Genomic DNA, 22,313 nt, shown 5'->3' on the forward strand with positions numbered 1-22,313 from the left:
GGGATGTCGGCGGCCCCTGCGAGAGTAGGGGCATGACAGACGGCACCACGACCATCGACGGCACCTCTCTCGAGGCGGAGGCCCTCGAGCTCCTGCGAGCGCTGACCGGGCGTGACGACGCGGTGTTCCACGACGGGCAGCTCGAGGCGATTCGGGCGCTGGTGGCCGATCGTCGGCGAGCCCTGGTCGTGCAGCGCACCGGATGGGGCAAGTCAGCCGTCTACTTCATCGCAACCCTTCTGCTCCGGCGTCGCGGGGCCGGCCCGACCCTGCTCGTAAGCCCTCTGCTCGCCCTCATGCGCGACCAGGTGGCGGCCGCTGCCCGTGCCGGAGTGCGCGCCGCAGCGCTCAACTCGGCCAACGCGCACGAGTGGGGCGACGTGCGCGAGCGCATCGCGGCCGGTGAGGTCGACGTGCTGCTGGTGTCGCCCGAGCGGCTCAACAACCCGCGGTTCCGCGACGAGCAGATGCCCGAGCTGATCCGCACGCTCGGCATGCTCGTCGTCGACGAGGCGCACTGCATCTCCGACTGGGGCCACGACTTCCGGCCCGACTACAGGCGGCTGGCTGACCTCATCCGCACGCTTCCGCACGAGGTTCCCGTGCTGGCGACGACCGCGACCGCGAATGCCCGAGTCGTGGCTGACGTCGAAGAGCAACTGGGCGCAGGAACCCCGGTGCTCACCATTCGAGGCTCCCTCGCCCGAGCCTCGCTCCGGCTCGGTGTGCTGACCCTGCCCTCGAGCAGGGAGCGCCTCGGCTGGCTCATCGACCACCTCATCGACCTGCCCGGCTCGGGCATCATCTACACGCTCACCATCTCCGCCGCCGACGACACCGCGCGGCTGCTGCGTGACGCCGGGTACGACGTCGCCTCCTACTCCGGGCGCACCGATCCCGAAGAGCGCGAACGGCTCGAGCAGCGCCTCAAGACGAACGACCTGAAAGCGCTCGTGGCGACCAGCGCCCTCGGCATGGGGTTCGACAAGCCCGACCTCGGGTTCGTCGTGCACCTCGGCGCGCCGAGCTCCCCCGTCGCGTACTACCAGCAGATCGGCCGCGCGGGGCGAGCCACCGACTCGGCCGACGTGCTGCTGCTGCCGGGGAGCGAAGACGGCGAGATCTGGCAGTACTTCGCGACAGCGTCCATGCCCTCCGAGGCGCGCGCGCACGCGGTGCTGTCCGCGCTCACCGACCTGCCCATGTCGACGCAGGCGCTCGAGGCCCGGGTCGACGTCAAGCGGTCGCCGCTCGAGCTGATGCTCAAGGTGCTCGACGTCGACGGAGCCGCCAAGCGCGTGCAGGGCGGCTGGATCTCGACGGAGACCGGCTGGAGCTACGACGCCGAGCGCTACGGCCGCATCGCCGAGGCCCGCGTCGCCGAGCAGAACGCGATGATCCGGTACGAATCGGGCGAGACCTGCCGCATGCAGCTGCTGCAGGCCGACCTCGACGACCCGGCCGCGGCACCCTGCGGTCGGTGCGACGTCTGCGCCGGCGCTTGGTACCCGGTCGACGTCGACTCATCCGCAGCCACGCAGGCCGCCGGCGCCCTCGACCGGGTCGGCGTCGAGATCGAGCCCCGCGCGCAGTGGCCGACAGGCGCCGACCGCGTGGGCCTGTCGGTCAAGGGCAAGATCAGCCCCGCCGAGCGCGTGGAGCCCGGCCGTGCCCTCGCCCGACTCACCGATCTCGGGTGGGGAACAACCCTCCGCACCACCTTCGCCCCGGCCACCCCCGACGCGCCGCTCAGCCGCTCCCTCCTCGACGGGTGCGTGCGCGTCCTCGCCGACTGGCCGTGGGAGGCCCGACCCACCGGCATCGTCGCGATGCCGTCGTCGACCCACCCGCAGCTCATCGCATCCCTGGCCGAGGCCCTCGGCGCCGTCGGCAGGCTTCCCGTGCTGGGCTCGCTCGCGTCGTCGCGCGTGGCCCCTCCCGGCCCGACCGGTGCGGCCGATTCCGTTCCGGCCAGGCGCGAGCGCGGCGGAAACAGCGTCTTCCGCCTCGCCGACGTCTGGGAGAGCGTGCACGTGCCGGCCGAGCTCGCCGCGACCCTCGCCGCCCACTCCGGCCCCGTCCTGCTCGTGGACGACCTCGTCGACAGCCGCTGGACCCTCACCGTGGCCGGCCGCGCCCTCCGTCGTGCTGGCGCCGACGCCGTGCTGCCCTTCGCGCTCGCCGTCGTCGGCTAGGGCGGGCGGGGCGTCGCGTCCGTCGCGCCCGGCGTCCGCACGCCCGCGCCTCGTGTTCACCTCAGCCCGACGCAGCGCCCCCGCACCACGATCGGGACTCCACACCACGCACCCGGCCGAACGCACCACGATCGGGACTCCACACCACGTCGTGCCGTGGTGCCGAGTCCCGATCGTGGGTCGGGCCCGACGACCGGCCGCCGATGCCCACGATCGCGATACTCCGGCCCACGATCGCGACATGACACCACAATCCGGCTTGGTGTCATGTCGCGATCGTGGGCCGAGCTGCCGCGAAGGACACTCCGGGCCGCCGCGCAGGCGCGCCGCGCTACTCCGGCGGCACCCCAGGCCCACTCGACCCCGCACCAGCCCCACCAGCCCCACCAGCCCCCGCCGGGCCCCCCGGCCACGCCGGCCCACCACCCCCGAGCCGCCGCCGCACCCGCGCGATCGGCCCGGTGCGCGGCTCGCGCTCGAGCGGCGCGACGACCTCGCGGTCGTAGTGCGCGCTGAGCTCGGAGAGCAGGACGGCGCGCTGGGCGCGCGCGTACGCCCGCGACTCGCGACTGAACGCGACGACGGTTGCCCAGCACATCAGGATCATCACGATGCTGAAGGGCAGCGCCGTGGTGATGGCGGCGGTCTTGAGGGCGGTGAGGCCGCCGGCGACGAGGAGCGCGATGGCCACGAGCGCAGTGATGCCGGCGAAGAAGACGCGGATCCACGCCTTCGGCTCGATGTCGCCGCCGGTCGCGATCATCGCCATGACGAGCGCGCCGCTGTCGGCCGACGTCACGAAGAACACGGCGATGAGGATGATCGCACCCACGACGAGCACCGACCCGGCCGGCAGCGACCCCAGCAGCTGAAACAGAGCCCCCTCGACGTCGACAGCCCCACCCGAGCCGGCACCAGACCCACCGAAGACATCCCCAGCCCCACCCGAGCCGGCACCAGAACCACCGAAGACGGCCCCAGCCCCACCCGAGCCGGCACCAGAGCCACCGAGAGCACCCCCGATCAACCCCCCACCCCCGTACAGCTGCGCGAACAGCGCCGTCCCGCCCAGCACGCCGAACCACAGGAAGGTCAGCAGCGTCGGAACGAGCAGCACCCCGAAGACGAACTGCCGCACGGTGCGTCCCTTTGAGATGCGCGCGATGAAGATCCCGACGAACGGCGCCCACGACATCCACCAGCCCCAGTAGAACGTCGTCCAGGTGCCCTGCCACGCCTCGCCGCGCGCACCCGAGAACGCGCTGACCGTGAACGACAGCCCGACGAAGCCCTGCAGGTAGGCGCCGATCGACTGCACGAATTCCCTCAGCAGGAACTGCGTGGGCCCGACGATCAACACGAAGACGAGCAGTGCGCCGGCGAGCAGCAGGTTGAAGTTCGACAGGAGCTTCATGCCCCGCGCCACACCCGTGACGAGCGAGACGACGGCGACGAGCGTGACGACGATGATCAGCACGATCTGCACGGTCAGCGACGACTGCACGAACCCGGTCTTCTCGAGCCCGGCGCTGATCTGCAGGACGCCGAGGCCGAGCGAGGTGGCGACGCCGAAGAGCGTGCCGACGAGAGCGATGACGTCGATCAGGTTGCCCCACCCGCCGCGCACCCGCTTGCCGAGCACGGGCTCGAGCGCCCAGCGGATCGACACCGGCCGGCCCCGGCGGTGCACGGCGTAGGCGAGGGCCAGCCCGACGACCACGTAGATGCCCCATGCGTGCAGGCCCCAGTGCAGGAAGGTCTGCGTGATCGCCTCCTGAGCGAGGTGCGCGGGCGTGCCGGTGACGCCGGGGCGCGGGTCGGCGAAGTGGCTGAGCGGCTCCGACACCCCGTAGAAGACGAGTCCGATGCCCATTCCCGCGGCGAAGAGCAGCGAGAACCACGACGCCGTCGAGAACTCCGGCTTGTCGGTGTCGCGGCCGAGCACGATGTCGCCGTACCGGCTGAACCCCATCCAGATCGCGAAGCCGACGAAGCCCGCGGCGATCAAGACGTAGTACCAGCTGAAGTCGCGCACGATGGCGGTCTGCACGGCGGCGAACACGCCCTCGGCGGTGGCGGGTGCGGCCAGCGTGAAGGCGACGAAAGCGAGCACCAGCACGGCGGCGGGCCAGAACACCCAGCGCTTGACGGCGGGCGCACCTGAAATCCTGACGGCAGGCGCACCTGACTTCTGCGACGACATTCCGACCCCGATCCGTGGGAGGTGAGCCCACTGAAATGGAGTATGCCACGAGTCGCGGCAGCGAGTTCCTGCGCCAGAAGCAGAACTGCACGATCTGCAATCTCCCCCGCAGACGTAACCGCGCGAAAACCACGAGGGCAGGATGGCCCGAATCGCACGACCCGAGCAGTAGATACTCCGGAGGTCCTCATGGCTGCAACGACCCAAGCGCCCGCGCCCAAGCAGGAGACGGAGCTCAAGCGGGCGATCGGCCCGAAGCTCCTGCTGCTGTTCATCGTCGGAGACATCCTCGGCACGGGCGTCTACGCCCTCACCGGGCAGGTCGCGGCGGAGGTCGGCGGGGCCGCGTGGCTGCCGTTCCTCATCGCGTTCGGCGTCGCGCTGGTGACGGCCTTCTCGTACCTGGAGCTCGTGACGAAGTACCCGCAGACCGCCGGCGCCGCGCTCTACGTGCACAAGGCATTCGGCATCCACTTCGTGACGTTCCTCATCACGTTCATCGTGATGTGCTCGGGCATCACCTCGGCGGCGACGGCCTCCCGTGCGTTTGCGGCGAACCTGGCGGCGGGCATCGACGTCGAGCTCGGCAACGGCACGGTCATGCTGATCGCGATGGGCTTCATGCTGCTGGTGATGGCCATCAACTTCCGCGGCGTCTCCGAGAGCGTCAAGGCGAACGTCGTGCTGACGCTGGTCGAGCTGTCGGGTCTCGTGATGGTGATCCTGATCGGCTTCTACGCCATCTTCGGCGGCCGCGCCGACTTCTCGCGCGTGGTCATGTTCGAGACCCCGGGCGACAAGGCGCTGCTGCTCAGCATCTCGACCGCGACGAGCCTGGCGTTCTTCGCGATGGTCGGCTTCGAGGACAGCGTCAACATGGCCGAAGAGACGAAGGACCCCTCGAAGATCTTCCCGCGCGTCATGCTCACCGGACTCGGCATCACCGCCGTCATCTACGTGCTCGTGTCGCTCTGCGCGGTCGCCGTGGTGCCGATCGGCCAGCTCGCCGACAACGAGACGCCCCTGGTGACGGTCGTCGAGACGGCGGCGCCGGGATTCCCGATCGGATCGCTGCTGCCGTTCATCTCGATGTTCGCCGTCGCCAACTCGGCGCTCATCAACATGATGATGGCCAGCCGCCTGCTCTACGGCATGAGCAAGCAGCGCGTGCTGCCCGGCTTCCTGTCGAAGGTGCACACGAAGAACCAGACGCCGTGGGCCTCGATCCTCTTCACGACCGGGATCAGCCTGCTGCTGATCGGCTACGTGTCGCTGTCGCCGGAGTCGCCGATCGTCGCCGTGCTCGGCGGAACCACCTCGCTGCTGCTGCTCGCCGTGTTCGCGGTGGTGAACCTCGTCGTCCTGAAGCTGCGGCGCGACACCGTGCCGCACGGCCACTTCCGCGCCGGCCGCGTGCTGCCCGTCATCGGGATCCTCGCCTGCCTGTGGCTGGTCCTGCCCTGGTCGTCGGGCCGCGGCGACGAGCAGTACGAGATCGCCGGCGCCCTCCTCGTCATCGGGATCGTGCTCTGGGGCGTCACCTTCCTCGTCAGACGGCGCACAGGAACTGCAGCTCCCGAAGCTGCACCGGCGCCCGAAGACGAGCCCGCCGCCCGCCCCTGACGGCACCGCACCCCGCCTGAATTGCCGCCCCGGCACCACCCACCCCTCCCGACCGACTACGGTTCATACAGTGAGTGACGAAAAAGCCCCGATCGAGACCGAGAATCCCGCAGCCGCAGAGAGCGGCGAGAGCGACCAGGTGACGTTCGCCGACCTGGGGCTGAGCGACGAGGTCCTGAAGGCCGTCCGCTCCATCGGCTATGAGACGCCGTCGGCGATCCAGGCCGCGACGATCCCGACGCTGCTCGCCGGCCGCGACGTCGTCGGCCTCGCCCAGACCGGAACCGGCAAGACCGCCGCCTTCGCGCTCCCCATCCTGTCGCGCCTCGATGTGTCGGCCAAGAAGCCGCAGGCGCTCGTCCTCTCCCCCACCCGCGAGCTCGCGCTCCAGGTCTGCGAGGCGTTCGAGCAGTTCGCGTCGGGCATGCGCGGCGTCCACGTGCTCCCCGTCTACGGCGGCCAGGCCTACGGCGTGCAGCTGTCGGCTCTCCGCCGCGGCGTCCACGTCGTCGTCGGCACCCCCGGCCGCATCATGGACCACCTCGCCAAGGGCACGCTCGACCTGTCCGAGCTCAAGTACCTCGTGCTCGACGAGGCCGACGAGATGCTCAAGATGGGCTTCGCCGAAGACGTCGAGACGATCCTCGCCGACACCCCCGACGACAAGCAGGTCGCGCTGTTCTCGGCGACGATGCCGTCGCAGATCCGCCGCATCTCGAAGCAGTACCTGAACGACGCCGAAGAGATCACGGTCAAGCAGAAGACCACCACGTCGGCCAACACCACCCAGCGCTACCTGATGGTGTCGTACCCGCAGAAGGTCGACGCCCTCACGCGCATCCTCGAGGTCGAGAACTTCGAGGGCATGATCATCTTCGTCCGCACCAAGAGCGAGACCGAGACGCTGGCCGAGAAGCTGCGGGCCCGCGGGTACTCCGCCGCCGCCATCTCGGGAGACGTCGCCCAGGCGCAGCGCGAGCGCACCGTCAACCAGCTCAAGTCGGGCAAGCTCGACATCTTGGTCGCCACCGACGTCGCGGCCCGCGGCCTCGACGTCGACCGCATCAGCCACGTCGTCAACTACGACATCCCGATCGACACCGAGTCGTACGTCCACCGCATCGGCCGCACCGGTCGCGCAGGCCGCTCGGGCGCGGCGATCAGCTTCGTCACGCCCCGAGAGCGCCGCCTCCTCGGTGCGATCGAGAAGGCCACTCGCCAGCCGCTCACGCAGATGCAGCTGCCGACCGTCGAAGACGTCAACGTGACCCGCCTGACCCGCTTCGACGACTCGATCACCGAGGCGCTGTCGCAGGAGGCGCGGATCTCGGACTTCCGCGACATCATCGCGCACTACGTCGAGCATCACGACGTGCCCGAGGCCGACGTCGCCGCCGCCCTCGCCGTCGTCGCCCAGGGCGACACCCCGCTGCTGCTCGACCCGGCCGCCGAGCGCGCCGCGCGTCCGCCGCGCGAGGAGCGCCCCGCCCGCGACGGAGACCGTCCGGCTCGCTCGTTCGACCGCGACGACCGCGGCGAGCGCCCCGAGCGCCGCCCCCGCTCGAACGCGCCGATGACCGCCTACCGCATCGAGGTCGGTCGCCGCCAGCGCGTCGAGCCGCGTCAGATCGTCGGCGCTCTGGCCAACGAGGGCGGACTGTCGCGCGAGGACTTCGGCGCCATCCAGATCCGCCCCGACTTCTCGATCGTCGAGCTCTCGTCGGAGGTCGGCCAGGACATGCTCGACCGCCTCGCCGACACCCGCATCAGCGGCAAGCTCATCGAGATCCGTCCCGATCGCCGTGGTGCCGGGGTTGCGCGTCCGCCGCGCGAGTCCGACCGCGGGTCGCACGACGAGCGGCCGGCGCGCAAGCCGCGCTACTAGAAGTCCTGCGGGCCCTGCCGCGGGTTGCGTCCAGGCGCGCGCGCTCGACGGGGTTGGGTGTGCGCTCCGACGGCAGGTTGCCGGCGGCAGTTCCTGCGCTTCCCGGACTCTTCGGCGAGGTGGCCCCCACCGTCGCCTCGCCGCCCGCGACCCGACGCGCAAGGCCACCTCGCGCGGCTCGACCGGCAACGCCACCTCGCGCGGCTAGCCCGGTAACGCCACCTCGCGCCGCCCGACCCACGGCCCACGGCCCGGGCCACATCACCCTGCAACCGGATACCCTCACCGCATGGACGATCTCACAGTCGAGCTGGCATCCGTCGGGCCTGCCGCCTTCACCGCATCTGACTACAGGCCGGCTCGCGTCCGGCACGTGGTGCTCTTCCGCTTCGGGCCGGAGACGACGCAGGAGCAGCGCGACGAGGTGACTCGGCGGTTCCGGCAGCTGCGCCACTCGGTCCGGCCCGACGGCGCCCCGTACATCGTGTCGATCGAGGCGGGCCCGCAGTCGAGCGGCGAGAATGCCGGACACGGCTTCGAGGTCGGCTTCGTCGTGACCTTCGCGTCGGAGGGCGACCGCAACTACTACGTCGGCGCCCCCGTGCAGAGCGACCCCGCGTTCTTCGACCCGGAGCACGCCTCCTTCAAGGAGTTCGTCGGCCCCCTCCTCGAGACCGGCGGCCGCGGCGCGCTCGTGTTCGACATCGTCGACGACGGTGACTCCTGAGAAGCGCGGTCAGTTCCGCAGCTGCCGCGGCAGGTCGTCGATGCGCGCCATCTCGTCGTCGTCGAGGGCGAACCCGTCGAGGTCGATGTTCTGGCGGATCCGCTCCGGGTTCGACGACCGCGGAATCGCCACGATCCCCTTCTGCACGAGCCACCGCAGAGCGACCTGCGCGCTCGTGACGCCGTGATCAGATGCGATGGCACCCAGCGCAGGATCCCGCAGCACCGGCCCACCCTGCCCCAGGGGCGAGTACGCGGTCGTCGAGATCCCCCGCTGGCGGTTCTCCTCGACGAGCTGCGCGCGCTGGCGGCGGGGGTGCAGCTCGATCTGGTTGACGGCCGGCACGACGTCCGACCCCTTCGCGAGGGCGTCGAGGTCGGCCGCGTCGAAGTTCGAGACCCCGATGGCGCGTACCTGGCCGGCGTCGAGGAGTTCCTGCATCGCGAGCCAGGTCTCGAGGTTGGTCTTCGCGTTCTGCGGCCAGTGGATCAGGAGGAGGTCGATGACGTCGACTCCGAAGTTCTTGCTGGAGGCGTGGAAGGCGCGGCGGACTCCCCCGTCAGACATGTCGGTGCGCCAGATCTTCGTCGTGAGGAAGCGGTCGGCCGGGGCGAGGCCCTCGTCGGCCAGACCCGCGGCGACGTCGCGCTCCGTGTGGTACATCGTTGCGCTGTCGAACGCCGGGTAGCCGGCCGCCGCAGCCACGGCGACCGCCTCGCGGTTCACCTGCCAGGTGCCGAAGCCGATGGCGGGCATGGCGACGCCCGGGGCGTTGGGCAGGGGGACGGTCAGGTCGACGATGCTCATGCGGAGGGCCCTCTCACTCGGGGCCGTCTTCACGACCCGTCCTGATTCTGTCGTACCCGGTCCGAGGCGGGCCTGTCTCAGCGTGGGCGGTTCGCGGCGGAGCGCCCCGCACCTGGCGCGAGATGGCCTCCGCTGTCGCCGTGCCGGATCGCAGGCGACGGCGAGGGCCATCTCGCCGGCAGCGCCACGCCCGCACGAACGAAGACGGCCGCCCGTAGGCGACCGTCTTCACAAGCGCGTCGTTATCTGACGCTGGTCGGGCTGACAGGATTTGAACCTGCGACCCCTTGACCCCCAGTCAAGTGCGCTACCAAGCTGCGCCACAGCCCGAGATTGCTCTTCGTGATGAAGTGCGACCCGGTGTTGCCCCGACCGAGGCAACCGGACCAGCATACCCGACTCCGGCGCCCGCTCCGAACCACTCCTGCATCGGCGGAGGTGCGGCGACCCCCGACCCGCGCCGTAGGCTGGGGGCACGATGAGAGCGACGCACGTGAAGCCAGCGACGACGGTGATCGCGGTGGCGATCCTGAGTTCCTGCGCCCTGGCTTTGACGGGGTGCTCGACGGGGTACCCGAGCATCGAGGGCGTGTGGCGGGCCAGCGACGGCTCGGCCAACAAGACCGTCAGCGACGACGGAAACTGCACGAACATGCTCTACAAGGGCGCGACCATGATCGAGATCGCGAAGCCGGGCATGTGCCACATCACGGGCTCGGACGGCACCGGGTACACGCTCGAGGTCGAGCAGGGCGGCACCACCGTCGACTACATGGCGACGTTCTCGAAGAACGACTCGACGATGACGCTCTCCCGCGTCGGCGATGACTTCGTGACACTCACCAGGGTGCCCAGCGCCCACTGACCACCCGGGGCGCTCCCGCGGGCCCTCTCGCACGGCGGGCTCGGCCCGCGCGCCGCGAGTTCGCAAGGATCGCGCGGCGGGGCGTCCTTGTCGGCGTCGCACCCGCGCCCCGGGATCCTCGTGGGGCATGCACGATTCGCCCGAAATCCTCGCTCGCGTACACGGCGTCCTTAGCTAAGGACGACGACGACGCCCCTCACGCGTGATGCGCGCAGTGATCCCCCATCGGCTCCATCGGCAGGTCGAGCATGGGGTTGCCGTCGAAGAACCCGACGGGCTTGAGGTGGAACCCGGCGCGCGCGACCGGCATCACGGGCCAGTCCTCGGGCCGCACGACGTGGTGCACGCCGACGGTGTACCAGCAGACGACGTCCTGGTCTTCGAGCGGCCGGTCGCCCTCGATGAAGCGCGAGACGCCCTGGTCGACGGGCTGCTGAGCGATGTACTCGCCGGCCGCGTACCGCTCGCGGGGTGAGTACTGCGTCACCCAGAGCTGCTTCGTCGCGAAGGCTCCGCGCTCGCGCTGCTGCGACCCGGGCATCGCGAAGAAGGGCGCGGCCGCGCCGGGCTCGATCAGGTAGCCGGGGCGCCCGCCGATGCCGTTGAGCGTGTCGGACGACGTCACCAGCCAGGTGCGCGCGGTCTGCGGCGACGCCTCGCGGGCCGCGCCGGCCTCGGAGGTCAGGCGGGTGCGCGACACCTTCCACGCGCTCCCCCACGGGTTCTCGGGCCCCGCCGGGACCGCCGCCGAGTTCAGCTCGTCGACGTTGTTGCGCTGGCCGTCGACCTGCATGTCGAGGCGCACCGAGAAGAAGTGCTGGTGGTGCGGGCCGTAGAGCTGGGGCGCGACCTGCGTGCCGAAGCCGGGCTCGCCGCCGGGGGCGACCGCCCCCTCGAGCAGGGCGCCGGTCGAGATGATGCCGGTGAGCTTCACCTCGAGCTCGATGGAGCCGTCGAGGTGCAGGTTCCAGTAGAAGCCGTAGTCGTAGTTGCCGACGGTGACGAAGAACGAGATGACGAGGCGGCGGTTGCGGCGCACCTCGCCGCGGCCGTCGCGGTACTCGGTGTGCTTCCAGCCGATGCCGGCGTCCTCCTCGTGGATGCAGATCCCGTTCGGGATCGTGATCGCGCCGCCGTCCTGGTCGTTCACCACGGCGTCGAGGTAGAGGATCTCGCCGACGCAGTCGCAGCCGAGCTCGAGCGAGTTCGCGAGCACTCCGAGGCCGTACTCGCCCTCGTCGAAGACGTTCTTGTTCCAGTGCGTAGCCGCGGGGTCGCCGTAGGGCACGTACATCTCGGCGACCGACCCGCGGTAGAGCACCGGCCGCAGGCGGCCGTGGTCGTCGTACCGGACATCCTGCAGCACGACGCCCTCCCGGGGAGTGTAGCCGACGTTCAGCCGCCACGGGCCCCAGCTCAGCGAGTGCCCGTCGAGCACCACGCTCGACCCCTCGGGCTGGCTGATCTCGATCGGCTTCATCGGCGCGCGGGCCGCGGTGAGCGGCGGGTACTGGCCGTCGCGCGACCAGAGCGCCTCCTCGAAGTTGCCGTTGGTCGGCGGCAGCGGCACGACGCCGTGGTCGGCGACCTCCAGCACCTCCCAGGTGTCCATGTCGATCGTCACGATCAGGCCCTCGACGGGGTGCGCGTAGCCGTTGTCGTACTGCCCGCGTCGCACGAAGGTCAGCAGCCGGGCGAGCCGCCGCGTCGGGGCATCGCCCTCGCCGGTGTAGCCCGACGACCACTTGTCGATCATGGCGCCGCTGAAGTCGTCGACCCCGCGCAGCCGCATGGCGGCCTGCCAGCGCGGGTCGGCGCGCACCAGCTCCTCGGACTTGTCGAACTCCTCCACCGTGATCGGCGGCTGCACGCCCTCGATGTGCTCGAACGACACCACGGCGTCCTGCGTCAGCGACACGACCGCCTCGTACGTCGCGTGCTCGGCGGTCTCGCGGATCACCGCGAACCCCTGGCGGTCCCACGCGTCGCCGGGCTGCCAGGCGACGACCTCCGCCTTGGGCGGGTCGAACGTCTCGATGAAGACGAACCGCGAGGTGGCCTTCAGCCCGTGATCCCGGCGCAGGATCCGCGCCACCCCGGCGATCTCGGCCGCCGACAGCGGCTCGAGCGGGTGCGCGGCGGGGCCAGCGTCGCTCGTGCGGGCGGCGCCAGCGGGCACCGCGTCGTCGTGGTGGGCGTGGCCGGCGTGCGCGTCGTGGCCCGCGTGCGCGTCATTGTCGGCTTGCGCACTGTGGCCGGCGGGCTCGCGCGCGGTGTCGTCAGCGTCGGCGTGGTCGGCGTCGGGCGGGGTATGGGTCACGGGCGGTCCTCCGAGGCGGGGCTGGGGGCCGCGGCGACGTCGCCGGGCCGGCGTCCGTCGACCGTACCGACGGGGCGGGCCCCACGCCCACTGCCGAAACGGCGCGCAGGGTCGCCGTTTCGGCGGCGGCCGGCCGCGCTACCCCTGCGACGCCGGCACGGCCCGCGCCGCCCGCGGCCGCGCGAGCAGCACGACGAGCACCAGCGCCGCGAGGGCGAGCGCGACGATCGCCGGGGCTCCCACGTCGACCGCGTGGGCGAGCCCGCCGGCGGTGGCCTCGGCTCCGAGCCACAGGGCGGCGGCCCCCTGCACCAGGTAGGCGACGAGGTAGACGGCCGAGAGGGTTCCGGCGCGGTGGTGGGCGGGGGCGTAGCGGCTGACGATCTGGAGGCCGGCGGCGAACAGGAGGCTGTAGGCGACGCCGCCGAGCACGCAGAACACGAGGAAGAGCCCGAGCGAGTGCAGCGACGCGGCCAGGATGAGCGAGCCGAACCCGGCGGCGGCCGCGACGAACGCGATCGGGGTGGCCACGACGAGCGGGATCCTGCGCGATGCCAGCGCGACGACGCCGATCACGACCATCGACAGGGCGATGATGGCGCCGGTCACGAACGCGTTGTCGCTGCCGACGAGCTGCTTGCCGATCGACGCGCCGAGCGACAGCACCACGGCGCCGAGCGCGTACGAGGCGCTCACGCACACCGCCGCGGCGGCGACCGCGCCCCACAGGGCCTTCGGAACGTGGATGCCACGAGGTCGCCAGCGCGCGCCGCCGGCGGGGCGATCCGGCTCGAGGCGCCAGACCAGCACGAGCACGACGGCCTCGACGGCGAGCAGCACCCAGTAGGTGAGGTGCAGCGGGAACGGCGCGTACTGCACCAGCGCGCCACCCAGCAGGGTCGCGAACACGAGGCCGACCGCCGTCGACGCGGTGCTGATCGCGCCGGTGCGGGCCGAGTTGACCGGACCGGCGATGTCGATCATCTTCGCGGTTGCGGGGCTGAGCGACAGGCCGACTCCGAGGCCCATGAACCCACGGCCGATCAGCACCCAGACGACCCCGGGCGCGAGCGCGAACAGCAGCACGCCGACGATCGACGCGAGCACGCCCAGCAGGATGCTGCCTCGGCGCCCGATCGTGTCGCTGAGGTCGCCGAAGACGAGCAGCACGATCACGAGCACGAGCGGGTAGACGGCGAAGATGGCGGTCGTCGCGAACGGCGAGAGGTGCCAGTCGGCGGAGTAGAGCGGGTACACCGGCGTGGCCGCCCCTGACGTCCACAGCGCGAGGGCGAGGACGGCGGCGCAGGTCCAGAAGGCGAGACGGCTCGAAGCGGGCATGGGGCGACCCTAGCAGGGCTGGATACGGAAAACCAAGTGAGCTATCGTTGTCCCATGTCCCCGCGCCCCTGCCCCGACCCCACCTGCGGCATCGCCCAGAGCCTCGACGTCCTCGGCGAGCGCTGGGCCCTCCTCGTGGTGCGCGACGCGTTCCTCGGCAGAACCCGCTTCTCGGAGTTCCGCGCCTCCCTCGGCGTCTCTCCCGACGTGCTGACGACCCGCCTCGCGACCCTCGTCGAGTACGGGGTGCTCGAGCGGCAGACCTACCGCGAGCCCGGCGAGCGCGAGCGCGACGAGTACGTCCTGACCCCGGCCGGTCGCGAGCTGGCGCCGGTCCTGGCGGCACTCGGCCGGTGGGGCAACGACCACCGCCCGGTCGAGGGCGCAGGAACTCGCCTCTCGTACCGGGCCGCCGACACCGACGAGCCGCTGCGCCTGGCGTTCGTCGACCCAGCCGGGCGTGCTGTCGCGCCGTCGGCGGTGCGCGTCGAGCGGCGGCCGGTCGCGGCCCCGTAGCCGTCGCGCCGCCCGCGCCGCCGCGCCCCGCCGTCCGCCCGTGCACTCGCACGGCTAACCGTTTCGCGCGTCGCTAACCAACGCGACGGTTAGCGGCGCGTGAAACGGTTAGCTGAGCCCCTCCAGGCCGGCCAGCGGCCACGGCTGCCGCCCGCGCGGCCGCCGACCTCAGCCCCGCGCTGGCGGCGGGAACGCCGACCGCATCGTCGGCGACGACAGCTGCACGGCGACCCCGACCATGAGCGCCGAGAACACGAGCTGCTCGACGACCATCCACGTCGGGTACAGCCCGGGGAAGCTCGCGACGACCACCGTGACGAGCGGGAAGATCCGCGAGAACAGCCGCATCCGCGCGAACGCCCAGTAGTAGCCGAGCTGGGCGCGCCAGGCGAAGACGTACAGCGACAGCGTCAGCAGCAGCACCACCGTCGAGCGGAACCACACGGCCCACGGCACCTGCACCCCGTGCGACGCGAGCACCACGGCGATGACGATCGCGGCGAGCCCGACCGCCGTCTCGCCGACGAGCAGTGCCCGGATGCGCTGGAAGGCCCGGACCGTCAGAGGGTGCGACCGCATGTCCTCGCGCACGACATAGGCGTGCTGACGGCCGCCGGCGAGCCGGTCGACGCGGAACCGGCCGAACAACCCGTCGAGCAGCGCTCCGAACGTGCCGGGGGTCGGCGTCGATGCGGTGGCCATGCCGTCCATTCTCGCCCATTCCCGCACCCGCGCCTCGCCTGCACAGACAGAATCGGCCCCGACGCCAGTCCGCGGACTGCCGTCGAGGCCGATTCGATGGGCTCAGGCCTACGCGCGCTTGCGCTTCTCGCGCACGCGCATGTTCACGGTGATCGGCGTGCCTTCGAAGCCGAAGATCTCGCGCAGGCGCCGCGTGATGAAGCGGCGGTACTGCGGGTCGAGGAACCCGGTCGTGAAGAGCACGAACGTCGGCGGACGGTTGGCCGCCTGCGTGCCGAACAGGATGCGCGGCTGCTTGCCGCCGCGCACGGGGTGCGGGTGCTCCTGGGTGAGCTCGGCGAGCAGGGCGTTGAACTTTCCGGTGGGCACGCGGGTGTCCCATGACTCGAGGGCGAGCTCGAGCGCGGGCACGAGCTTCTCGAGGTGGCGGCCGGTCTTGGCCGAGATGTTGACGCGCGGCGCCCAGGAGACGTGATCGAGGTCCTGCTCGATCTCGCGCTCGAGGTAGCGGCGGCGATCTTCGTCGAGGAGGTCCCACTTGTTGAACGCCAGGACCAGAGCGCGCCCGGACTCGAGGACGAGATCGATGATGCGGAGATCCTGCGTCGAGATTGTCTCTGTCACGTCGAGGACCACGACAGCGACCTCGGCCTTCTCGAGAGCGGCAGACGTGCGCAGCGATGCGTAGAAGTCGGCGCCCTGCTGGAGGTGGACGCGCTTGCGGATGCCGGCGGTGTCGACGAAGGTCCAGATGCGGCCGCCGAGCTCGACCTGCTCGTCGACGGGGTCGCGGGTGGTGCCGGCCATCTCGTTGACGACGACACGCTCTTCGCCGGCCGACTTGTTGAGCAGCGACGACTTGCCGACGTTCGGGCGACCGAGGATCGCGACGCGGCGGGGGCCGCCGATCTCTTCTTTGGCGACCTTCGAGACGGCCGGGAGCATCGTCATGGCCTTGTCGAGCAGGTCGGCGACGCCACGGCCGTGGAGGGCAGAGACCGGGAACGGCTCGCCGAGGCCGAGGCTCCAGAGCTCGGCCGCCTCGATGGCCTTGCGGTCGTCGTCGGTCTTGTTGGCCACGAGCAGCACGGGCTTGTGGGTGGCGCGGAGCATCCGCACCACGTGCTCGTCGGTCGCGGTGGCCCCGACGTTGACGTCGACGACGAACAGCACGGCGTCGGCGAGGTCGACCGCGATCTCGGCCTGCATCGCGACGGAGGCGTCGATGCCGAGCGCGTCGGGCTCCCACCCGCCGGTGTCGACGATGGTGAAGCGGCGTCCGCCCCACTCGGCCTTGTACGAGACGCGGTCGCGGGTGACGCCGGGCTTGTCTTCGACGACGGCCTCACGGCGGCCGATGATGCGGTTGACGAGCTGCGACTTGCCGACGTTCGGGCGGCCGACGATGGCGAGCACCGGGAGCGCGGGCGCGTAGGTGATCGCGTTCGGGTCCCACTCCGACGCGTCGAGCACGTCGAGGTCTTCGTCTTCGAGCTCGTACGCCTCGAGGCCCTGGCGGAGCGACGCCGCGCGCTGGTCGGCGTCGACGTCGTCGAGGGTCGCCAGGCGGTCGGCCATGGAGTCGTCGAACTCCGGGAAGTCTTCTTTTTCGTTCGCCATGCTGGCTCCTTGCGGTTTGGTGCCCGCGCGCTCAGCCTTCGGCGGCGGGCGCCGTGGCAGTGGAACGCACGAGCTCGACCACGGCCGAGACGGTCTGATCGAAGTCGAGATGAGTGGAGTCGAGGGTGGTGACGCCGGGAGCGGCTGTCATGAAATCGACCACCTTGCTGTCCTGCTGGTCTCTCCTGGTCAGCTGCCGGGCTGTTTCTTCGGCACTCTGCCCCGTGATCTCCGCGGAACGCCTCGCCATTCTAGCCTCTTCGGACGCCGTGAGCAGGATTCGCACCTGAGCGTCCGGTGCGACCACCGTGGTGATGTCGCGCCCCTCGGTGACGACGCCCGGTTTCGACGTCGACGAGATCACGCCGCGAAAGAGGGAGACCAGGAACTCGCGCACCTCGGGGATCTTCGACACGTGCGCGACCGACTGTGTCACGCGCGGCGTCCTGATCTCGTCGGTGACGTCGACGCCGGCGACCTTCACGAAGTACTCGTCGGGGTCGATGCCGATCTCGTAGTCGAAGCTCGGGATGGCAGCCACCACCGCGGCGGGGTCGGTCAGATCGACGTCGGAGTTCGCGACGTGCAGCGCGAAGGCCCGGTAGGCGGCACCGGTGTCCTGGTAGTCGAAGCCGAGCGCCCGAGCGGCCGCCTTGCTGACACTGGACTTGCCGCTGCCGGCGGGGCCGTCGACGGCCACGACGACCGGGCGGTAGAGGTCGCTGGCGCGGTACCGCGCGAGGAGGTCGCTCTTGAAGGCGGCGAGCTCGTCGGACGTCTGCGGGTTCGAGTTCTGGGGGTTGGAGTTCTGGGGGTTCGATTTCTGGGGAAGGTCTGCGTTGCTCACTGTGCTCCTGCGATGGTCCACCCGCGGCGGACCAGGTCGTCGATCAGTCGTTCTTCGTGCTCGGGCACGACGCTCACCTCGGCGAGGCCGAACTGGGCGCCGGGCGAGTGCTCCAGGCGGAGGTCCTCGAGGTTGACACCGATCTCGCCGATCTCGGTCAGCAGGCGTCCGAGCTGGCCGGGGGTGTCGTCGACGAGCACCACCACCTGCGTGAACACCTTCTTCTGGCCGTGCTTGCCGGGCAGGCGGGCCACACCCGCGTTGCCCGAGCCGATCGCCTCCGCGACGACGCGGAGCGAGCCCGGGTCGGCGGGCGCGTCGAGTGCGGCGATGACGCCGTCGAGGTCGTCGCGGTAGGCGCGCAGCACGGTGGCGACCCCGGCCGCGTTGGCGCCGAGGATCTGCACCCACAGCGCGGGATCGCTGGCAGCGATCCGCGTCACGTCGCGGACGCCCTGGCCGGCGAGGCCGAGCGAGGCGTCCGGAGCGTCGCGAAGGCGCGCAGCCATGAGCGACGCCACGACCTGCGGGGCATGCGACACGACGGCGACTCCGGCGTCGTGGTCTTCCGGAGTCATCTCGATCGGGGTCGCGCCGAGGTCGAGGACGAGGTCTTCGAGGGCAGCCGCAGCGCGGTAGCTGATGCCGTCGTGCCCCGCGATCACCCAGGGGCGCCCGACGAACAGGTCGGCGCGCGCCGAGACGGGGCCGCCGCGCTCACGCCCGGCCATGGGGTGCGAGCCGATATAGCGCGAGACGTCGGCGCCGCGGCGCTCGAGCTCGCGCAGGGGCTTCACCTTCACGCTGGCGACGTCGGTCACCAGGGCTGCGGGGTAGGACTCCAGCTCGCGCTCGACGATGTCGGCCGTCACGTCGGGCGGCACGCACACGACGATCAGCGTGGGCTCGTCGCCCTCGGCGGGAGCGCGGCCGGCGCCGTAGTCGATCGCGAGGCGTCGGGCCGACGGCGAGGCGTCGTCGAGGATGACCTCGACGCCCTGCTGCCGGAGCGCGAGGCCGATGCTGGCGCCGAGGAGGCCCGATCCGACGATCCGGACGACTCCGGCCAGGCGCTTGGAGTCGTCGCTCACCGGTCGCCTCCGGGTCGCTGCCCGCCCGGGCGCTGGCCCTTGCGGCGCTGCTCCTGCTGGCGGCGCACCTCCGAGCGGCGGCTGGGCGCCGGGGCGCGGCCGCCGGTCACGTCGCCGTTGACGGCCACGCGGCGGTTGCCGTCGCTGTCGTACTGCTTCTTCGGCACACGGCGAGCGCCGGCATCGGACGCCTCGGCGGCACCGCGACGGCTCTCCTCGCGGGCGTCGAGCTCGGGCTCGTACTCCTCGTCGTCTTCGTCGTAGTACTCCTTGTCGCTCTCGGCGACGTCGTCCTCGACGTCGGCGACGAGCTCGACCCCCGTCGAATCCATGGCGTCCTGCACCGCGGCCGCCACGACAGCCGACGGCTCGGCGGGAGCGATTCCGGCGTCGCGCGCGATCGTCAGGATGTCGCCCAGCTCGTCGCGGGTCAGGTCGCGGACCTCGCCCATGCGCAGCGACCCGAGGTGCAGCGGGCCGAACGAGCGGCGCACGAGGTCGACGACGGGGTGGCCCACAGCGTCGAGCATGCGCCGCACGATGCGGTTGCGGCCGGAGTGCAGGGTGATCTCGATGATGCTGGTGCCGCCCGCACGACCCGTGCCGCGGTCGACGATGCGCGCGGAGTCGGCGTGGATCGGCCCGTCGTCGAGCTCGATGCCCGCCATGAGCCTCTTGGCCGTGGCCGGAGTGATCGAGCCCTCGACCTTGGCGATGTACGTCTTCGTCACGCCGAACGACGGGTGCGCCAGCACATGGGCGAGCTCGCCGTCGTTGGTGAGGATGAGGAGCCCGCTGGTCTCGGCGTCGAGGCGGCCGACGTTGAAGAGGCGCTCCGGGTAGTGACGCGTGAACTCCGTGAGGTCGGGGCGGCCCCGCTCGTCTTTCAGCGACGAGACGACGCCGACCGGCTTGTTGAGCATGAGGTAGCGGCGCGACGTGTCGAGCTGCGCGGCCTGGCCGTCGACGACGACCTTGTCGACCGCGGGGTCGACCCGGCGGCCCGGCTCGGTCACGACGACGCCGTTGACCGTGACGCGCCCGGCGGCGATCAGGTCTTCGCTGACGCGGCGGCTGGCGATGCCGGCGGCGGCCATGACCTTCTGCAGGCGCTCGCCCTGTTGCTCGTTCTTATCGGACATCCTCGAACCCTCCGGCTCCATCGGGAAGCAGCGGCGAGATCAGCGGCAGGTCGTCGAGCGAGTTGATGCCGAGATGCGTCAGAAGCAGCTCCGTGGTCTCGTAGTTGATCGCCCCGGTCTCGGCGTCGGTGAACGACTCCGTGATGAGACCCCGCCCGAGCAGCGTGCGCACGACGCTGTCGACGTTGACCGCGCGGATCTGCGCGATGGCCCCGCGGGTGATCGGCTGCTTGTACGCGATCACGGCGAGCGTTTCGAGCGCAGCCTGCGACAGCTTCGTCGGGTTCTGCGTCAGCACGAAGTCGCGCACGATGGGGTCGAACTCCTCGCGCACGTAGAAGCGCCAGCCGCCGCCGACCTCGCGCAGCTCGAACCCGCGCCGCACTCCCCCGGCGTCGCCGTCGAAGTCGGCCACGAGGTCGTCGACGGCCTGTCTGACCGCAGGAACGGGCGCACCCACCGCCGTGGCCAGCGCAACGAGGCTCTGCGGCTCGTCGGCCACCATCAGGATGGCCTCCAGCGTGCGGGCGATGGGCACGCCGGGGGCGGGCTGATCCTGCGCCGCGTGCTTCTGCCCGGGCTCGTGCAACTGCTCTGCGGCTTGGCTGTCAGCCGTCATAGTCGGCCCCCAGGTTGGCGAGGTTCTCTTCGGTCCAGTGCTCCGCCGTCCAGCGGATGGTGAGGTCGCCCAGCGGCTCGAGCTGCTCGAAGCTCAGCGACGCGTGGCGGTACAGCTCGAGGATCGCGAGGAAGCGGGCGACCACGACGCCCTTGACGTCGACCCCGTCGATCAGCTCGCGGAAGCTCATCACGGCGCCGCGGCGGAGCATCGACACGACGATCGCGGCCTGCTCGCGGATGCTCACGAGCGGGGCGTGCAGGTGGTCGAGCCCGACGGTGGGCTCGTCGCGCGGCGTCATCGCCAGAGCCGCGATCGCCGCGAAGTCGTCGACCGAGAGGGTCCAGACGAGCTCGGGAGTCGAGACGCGGAACTTCTGCTCGAGGCGGACGCTGCGCGCGTGGCGGTCGCCCTCGGCCTCGCCCCGCGAGGCGAACCACTCGGCGGCCTGCTTGAACGCGCGGTACTGCAGCAGGCGCGCGAACAGGAGGTCGCGGGCCTCGAGGAGCGCGACGTCTTCGGCGTCGACGAGCTCGCCCTGGGGCAGGAGGCCCGCGACCTTGAGGTCGAGCAGGGTCGCTGCGACGACGAGGAACTCGCTGGCGCGGTCGAGCTCTTCATCGGAGTCGAGGCGGCGCAGGTACGAGAGGAACTCGTCGGTCACGGCGCTGAGGGCGATCTCGGTGATGTCCATCTCGCGCTTCGTGATGAGCGAGAGCAGGAGGTCGAAGGGCCCCGAGAAGTTCGTCAGGCTGACGCGGAAGGCGGAGTCGGTCGACGATTCGACGTCGGCGGCGACATCGGCCGGGTCGGCGGCAGCTGTCTCAGGCTGCGGCGCCACGGGCGATGAGCTCTCTGGCCAGCTGGCGGTAGGCCTCGGCGGCGGGGTGCGACGGAGCGAACTGGTTGATGGGCGCTGCGGCGACCGAGGCGTCGGGAAACTTCACGGTCCGCGTGATGACGGTCTCGAGCACCCGGTCGCCGAACGCGTCGACGACGCGCTCCAGCACCTCGCGGCTGTGGAGGGTGCGCGAGTCGTACATGGTCGGGAGGATGCCGTCGAGCTCGATGTCTTCGTTGAGGCGGTCGCGCACCTTGTCGATCGTCTCGACGAGGAGGGCCACGCCGCGGAGGGCGAAGAACTCGCACTCGAGCGGGATCAGGACGCCGTGAGCCGCGGTCAGCGCGTTGACGGTCAGGATGCCGAGCGACGGCTGGCAGTCGACGAGGATCACGTCGTAGTCGTCGCGGACCTTGCGGAGCACGCGCGCCAGGATCTGCTCGCGGGCCACCTCGTTGACGAGATGCACCTCGGCGGCGGAGAGGTCGATGTTGGCCGGGATCACGTCGAGACCCTCGACGCCGGTCGACTGGATGACCTCGTAAGGGTCCTTGACGGTGCCGATGAGCAGGTCGTAGATGGTGGGGACATCGTGCGTCTGCACTCCGAGGCCGGCGCTGAGCGCACCCTGCGGGTCGAAGTCGACGGCGAGCACGCGTCGGCCGTACTCGGCGAGCGAGGCGCCGAGGTTGATCGTGGTCGTGGTCTTGCCCACGCCGCCCTTCTGGTTGCAGAGCGAGATGATGCGCGCCGGGCCGTGGCTGAGCAGCACGGGCGGCACGGCGAACGTCGACAGGGGTCGGCCGGTCGGGCCCGTCTTCGGGGCCGACTCGGTGCTGGTGTTCGGCGTCGTGCTCACCCGGCAATCCTACCGGCGGGGCGGCTCCGCGCCGGTGTGGCGCGGCGGGCACGGACGTCCTTTCGCGAGGACGCGCTGCGCGTTCGCAAGGATCTTCGCCGCCGATCGCG

The 22,313-nt window shown here is 71.0% G+C and carries 17 protein-coding genes, 1 tRNA gene and 1 pseudogene; 6 read left to right on the plus strand and 13 right to left on the minus strand.

The genetic code is table 11. The annotated features are described in order from the left end of the window. Window positions 1-32: 32 nt before the first annotated feature. Window positions 33-2,195 carry a RecQ family ATP-dependent DNA helicase gene (locus tag AC07TY_RS05015; protein ID WP_494784524.1) on the plus strand — a complete coding sequence of 721 codons (2,163 nt, stop codon included), beginning with the start codon at window positions 33-35 and terminating at the stop codon, window positions 2,193-2,195. Window positions 2,196-2,526: 331 nt separating this feature from the next. Here AC07TY_RS05015 and AC07TY_RS05020 read toward each other — a convergent pair whose 3' ends face one another. Then, window positions 2,527-4,398 (minus strand): BCCT family transporter, encoded by a 1,872-nt coding sequence (locus tag AC07TY_RS05020; RefSeq protein ID WP_494784525.1) that lies wholly within the window; start codon window positions 4,396-4,398, stop codon window positions 2,527-2,529. Between the two features lie 189 nt (window positions 4,399-4,587). On the opposite strand from AC07TY_RS05020, the gene AC07TY_RS05025 reads away from it, so the two are divergent. The 3 genes from AC07TY_RS05025 (at window position 4,588) to AC07TY_RS05035 (ending at window position 8,633) form a co-directional block, all read left to right on the plus strand. Continuing rightward, on the plus strand, window positions 4,588-6,021 hold the full coding sequence (locus AC07TY_RS05025; protein ID WP_494784526.1) for an APC family permease: 1,434 nt from the start codon (window positions 4,588-4,590) through the stop codon (window positions 6,019-6,021). Window positions 6,022-6,112: 91 nt separating this feature from the next. Then, window positions 6,113-7,906, plus strand: coding sequence for a DEAD/DEAH box helicase (locus tag AC07TY_RS05030; RefSeq protein ID WP_494784560.1), 1,794 nt, complete (start codon window positions 6,113-6,115; stop codon window positions 7,904-7,906). Between the two features lie 289 nt (window positions 7,907-8,195). Beyond that, complete coding sequence (locus AC07TY_RS05035; protein ID WP_494784527.1) at window positions 8,196-8,633, plus strand: Dabb family protein; 438 nt, start codon at window positions 8,196-8,198, stop codon at window positions 8,631-8,633. 9 nt (window positions 8,634-8,642) lie between these two features. On the opposite strand, the gene AC07TY_RS05040 is transcribed toward AC07TY_RS05035, so the two are convergent. Together AC07TY_RS05040 and AC07TY_RS05045 are read right to left on the minus strand one after the other, a co-directional pair. Then, on the minus strand, window positions 8,643-9,440 hold the full coding sequence (locus tag AC07TY_RS05040; RefSeq protein WP_494784528.1) for an aldo/keto reductase: 798 nt from the start codon (window positions 9,438-9,440) through the stop codon (window positions 8,643-8,645). 253 nt (window positions 9,441-9,693) lie between these two features. Continuing rightward, window positions 9,694-9,770, minus strand: a tRNA-Pro gene (locus AC07TY_RS05045). Window positions 9,771-9,918: 148 nt separating this feature from the next. On the opposite strand from AC07TY_RS05045, the gene AC07TY_RS05050 reads away from it, so the two are divergent. After that, entirely contained in the window at window positions 9,919-10,305 is a 387-nt protein-coding gene (locus tag AC07TY_RS05050; protein WP_494784529.1) for a hypothetical protein, read from the plus strand. Window positions 10,306-10,501: 196 nt separating this feature from the next. On the opposite strand, the gene AC07TY_RS05055 is transcribed toward AC07TY_RS05050, so the two are convergent. Then, a complete protein-coding gene (locus AC07TY_RS05055) occupies window positions 10,502-12,625 on the minus strand; it encodes a primary-amine oxidase (protein ID WP_494784530.1) in 2,124 nt (707 codons plus the stop codon). Window positions 12,626-12,763: 138 nt separating this feature from the next. Further along, entirely contained in the window at window positions 12,764-13,966 is a 1,203-nt protein-coding gene (locus AC07TY_RS05060; RefSeq protein ID WP_494784531.1) for an MFS transporter, read from the minus strand. A 54-nt stretch (window positions 13,967-14,020) separates the two neighbouring features. Here AC07TY_RS05060 and AC07TY_RS05065 point away from each other — a divergent pair, with 54 nt between their 5' ends. Next, window positions 14,021-14,482, plus strand: coding sequence for a winged helix-turn-helix transcriptional regulator (locus AC07TY_RS05065; RefSeq protein WP_488625984.1), 462 nt, complete (start codon window positions 14,021-14,023; stop codon window positions 14,480-14,482). A 168-nt stretch (window positions 14,483-14,650) separates the two neighbouring features. On the opposite strand, the gene AC07TY_RS05070 is transcribed toward AC07TY_RS05065, so the two are convergent. The 8 genes and pseudogenes from AC07TY_RS05070 to AC07TY_RS05105 form a co-directional block, all read right to left on the minus strand. Beyond that, a complete protein-coding gene (locus AC07TY_RS05070; protein ID WP_494784532.1) occupies window positions 14,651-15,184 on the minus strand; it encodes a hypothetical protein in 534 nt (177 codons plus the stop codon). A gap of 108 nt (window positions 15,185-15,292) precedes the next feature. Further along, complete coding sequence (gene der, locus AC07TY_RS05075) at window positions 15,293-16,804, minus strand: ribosome biogenesis GTPase Der (RefSeq protein WP_494784533.1); 1,512 nt, start codon at window positions 16,802-16,804, stop codon at window positions 15,293-15,295. A gap of 31 nt (window positions 16,805-16,835) precedes the next feature. Beyond that, the gene (gene cmk, locus AC07TY_RS05080) at window positions 16,836-17,504 is read right to left on the minus strand and encodes a (d)CMP kinase (protein ID WP_123505120.1); all 669 of its coding nucleotides are present in this window, start codon (window positions 17,502-17,504) and stop codon (window positions 16,836-16,838) included. A 143-nt stretch (window positions 17,505-17,647) separates the two neighbouring features. Next, a complete protein-coding gene (locus AC07TY_RS05085) occupies window positions 17,648-18,742 on the minus strand; it encodes a prephenate dehydrogenase (RefSeq protein WP_494784534.1) in 1,095 nt (364 codons plus the stop codon). A 371-nt stretch (window positions 18,743-19,113) separates the two neighbouring features. Next, window positions 19,114-19,884, minus strand: a pseudogene (locus AC07TY_RS05090) (pseudouridine synthase); the annotation flags it as partial. After that, complete coding sequence (gene scpB, locus AC07TY_RS05095; RefSeq protein ID WP_488625981.1) at window positions 19,874-20,503, minus strand: SMC-Scp complex subunit ScpB; 630 nt, start codon at window positions 20,501-20,503, stop codon at window positions 19,874-19,876. The pseudogene AC07TY_RS05090 and the gene scpB, both read right to left, overlap by 11 nt. Then, window positions 20,493-21,344, minus strand: a complete 852-nt coding sequence (locus AC07TY_RS05100) for a segregation and condensation protein A (RefSeq protein ID WP_488625980.1) — start codon at window positions 21,342-21,344, stop codon at window positions 20,493-20,495. The genes scpB and AC07TY_RS05100 overlap by 11 nt, the downstream gene beginning before the upstream one ends. Beyond that, on the minus strand, window positions 21,328-22,203 hold the full coding sequence (locus AC07TY_RS05105; protein WP_123504256.1) for a ParA family protein: 876 nt from the start codon (window positions 22,201-22,203) through the stop codon (window positions 21,328-21,330). Before AC07TY_RS05105 ends, AC07TY_RS05100 begins: the two co-directional genes overlap by 17 nt. Between the last annotated feature and the right edge of the window lie 110 nt (window positions 22,204-22,313).

Source organism: Frondihabitans sp. GW821-FHT04F02 (assembly GCF_059420045.1).

Coding starts and splice junctions, on each gene's coding strand:
- AC07TY_RS05015 (WP_494784524.1), top strand. CDS start 33: ATGACAGACGGCACCACGACCATCGACGGCACCTCTCTCGAGGCGGAG.
- AC07TY_RS05020 (WP_494784525.1), bottom strand. CDS start 4,398: ATGTCGTCGCAGAAGTCAGGTGCGCCTGCCGTCAGGATTTCAGGTGCG.
- AC07TY_RS05025 (WP_494784526.1), top strand. CDS start 4,588: ATGGCTGCAACGACCCAAGCGCCCGCGCCCAAGCAGGAGACGGAGCTC.
- AC07TY_RS05035 (WP_494784527.1), top strand. CDS start 8,196: ATGGACGATCTCACAGTCGAGCTGGCATCCGTCGGGCCTGCCGCCTTC.
- AC07TY_RS05040 (WP_494784528.1), bottom strand. CDS start 9,440: ATGAGCATCGTCGACCTGACCGTCCCCCTGCCCAACGCCCCGGGCGTC.
- AC07TY_RS05050 (WP_494784529.1), top strand. CDS start 9,919: ATGAGAGCGACGCACGTGAAGCCAGCGACGACGGTGATCGCGGTGGCG.
- AC07TY_RS05060 (WP_494784531.1), bottom strand. CDS start 13,966: ATGCCCGCTTCGAGCCGTCTCGCCTTCTGGACCTGCGCCGCCGTCCTC.
- AC07TY_RS05065 (WP_488625984.1), top strand. CDS start 14,021: ATGTCCCCGCGCCCCTGCCCCGACCCCACCTGCGGCATCGCCCAGAGC.
- AC07TY_RS05070 (WP_494784532.1), bottom strand. CDS start 15,184: ATGGCCACCGCATCGACGCCGACCCCCGGCACGTTCGGAGCGCTGCTC.
- der (WP_494784533.1), bottom strand. CDS start 16,804: ATGGCGAACGAAAAAGAAGACTTCCCGGAGTTCGACGACTCCATGGCC.
- scpB (WP_488625981.1), bottom strand. CDS start 20,503: ATGACGGCTGACAGCCAAGCCGCAGAGCAGTTGCACGAGCCCGGGCAG.